Annotated in this window: 1 protein-coding gene and 1 pseudogene; both read right to left on the reverse strand. The window is 29.1% G+C overall.

Features of this window, described 5'->3' with window-relative positions:
- Positions 1-323 (reverse strand): annotated as a pseudogene (locus tag CQA53_RS11735) (hypothetical protein); the annotation flags it as partial.
- Positions 324-339: 16 nt separating this feature from the next.
- Positions 340-748, reverse strand: a 409-nt coding sequence (locus tag CQA53_RS11740) for a hypothetical protein (protein WP_115544044.1), incomplete at its 5' end; no start/stop codon positions are given.

Below are 748 nucleotides of genomic sequence, written 5' to 3' on the forward strand. Positions count from 1 at the left end.
TTATCTAGTGTAGAATTAATAAACCCTAGTGTTGTTTTATAGATTTTATCTTTAGCAAAGCGTGCTTCGATAGCACACGCATAAGCTGTGTTAGTGCCTGCTTTTTTAGTTATTAGTTCGCCCTTTGGATTTCTTACTTGAACATCATATTCTAACTTATGCTTAAAAGTAAGCCCATCGGCTTTGGTTTCCTCTGTTTCATTTTCAGCATTTTTCCAAATATAGTTTAGCATTGCATATGAAGCGTTTGCCACTATTGCATAGTCCAAAAACTTTTTAACTAATTCCAACTTAGCTTCAGCTGTTTTTATGTCTTTACTCATTACTTACTCCTTAGATTTAAGGTTTGCAACTTAAATTTTTACTTATTTCTATATGCAATCCTGCCGCTTCATCACCATGCAAAAAGATGCCAAAATTTTTATAAATATAAAATTTATATTTATAAAATATCTTACCATCATGGAATTGATTCTGATATGAATGCTCTGTAATACGACTATCTACATAAATTGGTTTATTTGTAATTGTAGTCCAATCATATCTATTTACAATATCATATTTATGAGATTCCTTAATAATTTCTCCAGCAGTTAAACATAATTGTTTGTATTCATACCACTGCCAATCCATATATTTAAAACTACAACCACCCACAAAGAATAAGATAAAAAATAAAGATACTAGGGATATTAAGATTCTTTTTATTGTAAATATTTCTTTGAGCTTTAAGAGTAAGTTTTCTTTA

Source organism: Helicobacter didelphidarum, from assembly GCF_003364195.1.
Taxonomy (GTDB): Bacteria; Campylobacterota; Campylobacteria; order Campylobacterales; family Helicobacteraceae; genus Helicobacter_A; species Helicobacter_A didelphidarum.